This window comes from Methylobacterium sp. CCH5-D2 (assembly GCF_001556475.1).
Classification (GTDB): domain Bacteria; phylum Pseudomonadota; class Alphaproteobacteria; order Rhizobiales; family Beijerinckiaceae; genus Methylobacterium; species Methylobacterium hispanicum.
Map to the genome: position 1 here is coordinate 1 of NZ_LSIX01000218.1, position 1658 is coordinate 1658.

3 protein-coding genes are annotated in these 1658 nt (G+C 72.1%); 2 read left to right on the forward strand and 1 reads right to left on the reverse strand.

The genetic code is table 11. The features are described 5' to 3' along the window. Positions 1-51: 51 nt before the first annotated feature. Complete coding sequence (locus AX737_RS05640) at positions 52-663, reverse strand: DnaJ domain-containing protein (protein ID WP_066919700.1); 612 nt, start codon at positions 661-663, stop codon at positions 52-54. Between the two features lie 125 nt (positions 664-788). On the opposite strand from AX737_RS05640, the gene AX737_RS05645 reads away from it, so the two are divergent. Both AX737_RS05645 and arfB read left to right on the forward strand, forming a co-directional pair. Further along, entirely contained in the window at positions 789-1064 is a 276-nt protein-coding gene (locus tag AX737_RS05645) for a BolA family protein (RefSeq protein WP_066919702.1), read from the forward strand. A 26-nt stretch (positions 1065-1090) separates the two neighbouring features. Continuing rightward, positions 1091-1522 carry an alternative ribosome rescue aminoacyl-tRNA hydrolase ArfB gene (gene arfB / locus AX737_RS05650; RefSeq protein WP_066919704.1) on the forward strand — a complete coding sequence of 144 codons (432 nt, stop codon included), beginning with the start codon at positions 1091-1093 and terminating at the stop codon, positions 1520-1522. Positions 1523-1658 lie beyond the last annotated feature (136 nt).

Below are 1658 nucleotides of genomic sequence, written 5' to 3' on the forward strand. Positions count from 1 at the left end.
GGTGCATCCTTCGTGCCGATCCCGTCCCCGCCTGCTCCGGCCGAGGGCGCCCTAGCAGAGCCCGGCACCGCGCAGCACGTCGTGGGCGCGGATGATGTCGCGCAGGCGGTCCTCGAAGGAGCGGTCGCCGCCGTTGGCGTCCGGGTGGAAGCGCTTCACCAGCACCTTGTACTGCGCCTTGATGGCGGTGGCGTCGGCGGTCTCGTCGAGGCCCATCACGTCGAGGGCCTTGGCGACGGTGGCCGAGTGGCGCGGGCGCTGAGGCTCGGCCTTGCGGCGGGCCTCCCCGAGCCCTTCCGCCCGCAGGATGCCCAGCGGATCGACATAGGCCCAGTCGCGCTGCGGCTCCGATTTCGGCTTGGTCGCGCCGGTCTTGTTCACCCCCATCGCCCAGGTCGGCCGGTGCCCGATGATGGCGTCCTTCTGGTAGGCCTGCACCGCGGCGTCGTTCATGCCGTCGAAGTAGTTGTAGGTCGCGTTGTAGGCGCGCACGTGGTCCATGCAGAAGCGCCAGTACTGGCCCTCCGCCTTGCGGCCCTTGGGCGCGCGGTAGAGCCCCGGCCGGCCGCAGCCCGGGGTCTCGCAGACGGGCCCGGTCTCCTTCGCGTCGTCGCAGGAGGGCTTAATCCGGATGCTGTCGAACAGGCGCGAGTTGAGATCCATGACGGGGCGATTATGAGGGGGCGGACCGGAGACACAAGGCCGGCGGGCCTGATGCCGCATGCGGTGGATCGGGGTTGACGGACCGGCCGCCGGCGCCTCCGCCGGGAATCGAGGGTTTTCAGCCGATGGCGACGTTGCGGGACTGGATCGAGGAGACGCTTCGGACGCAGCTGGCGCCGACGCGGCTCGATGTGGTGGACGAGTCCCACCTGCACGCGGGCCATTCCGGATGGCGCGAGGGCGGCGAGACGCATTTCCGCCTCGACGTCGTCTCGGCGGCCTTCGAGGGCAAGAGTCGGGTGGAGCGTCACCGTCTGGTGAACGGGCTGATGGACGAGGCGTTCAAACGTGGGCTCCACGCCCTGGCACTGAAGGCGCGCACGCCCGGCGAGGCGGCCTGACCGGGCACCCGAGCCCCAACGGAGATATGGCGATCGTGGCCCTGGTCTGCACCCCTCAGATCGCCATCGCGGACGATGAGTTGGAGGAGAGCTTCGTGCGCGCCTCCGGCCCCGGCGGACAGAACGTCAACAAGGTCTCCACGGCGGTCCAGCTGCGCTTCGACGCGCGCCGCTCGCGCGCGCTGCCCGACGCGGTGGCGGTGCGGCTGATGCGGCTCGCCGGCCACCGGCTCACCCAGGACGGGGTGATCGTCATCAACGCACAGCGCTTCCGCAGCCAGGAGCGCAACCGCGAGGACGCCCGCGAGCGGCTCGCCGCGCTCGTCGCGGAGGCCGCGGTGCCGCCGACGCCGCGGCGGGCGACCCGGCCGACGCTCGCCTCGAAGAAGCGCCGCCTGGACGCCAAGAACCGCCGCGGCGCGGTCAAGCGCATGCGCGGCGGCCCCGGGGAGGATTGAGGCCGCCGCGCCTCAGGCGAGCGCCTTGGCCTTCGCGACGGGCTTGGAGCTCGGCGCGGCGTCGGGGGCCGGCGAGAAGCCCGAGACCAGCTCGCTGCCGGGCTTGGCGATCGTGAGGACGAGGGCGATGAGGGCG

What these genes read in the sequence shown, in the direction of transcription:
- AX737_RS05640 (WP_066919700.1), bottom strand. Translation starts at nt 663, where the DNA reads ATGGATCTCAACTCGCGCCTGTTCGACAGCATCCGGATTAAGCCCTCC.
- AX737_RS05645 (WP_066919702.1), top strand. Translation starts at nt 789, where the DNA reads ATGGCGACGTTGCGGGACTGGATCGAGGAGACGCTTCGGACGCAGCTG.
- arfB (WP_066919704.1), top strand. Translation starts at nt 1,091, where the DNA reads ATGGCGATCGTGGCCCTGGTCTGCACCCCTCAGATCGCCATCGCGGAC.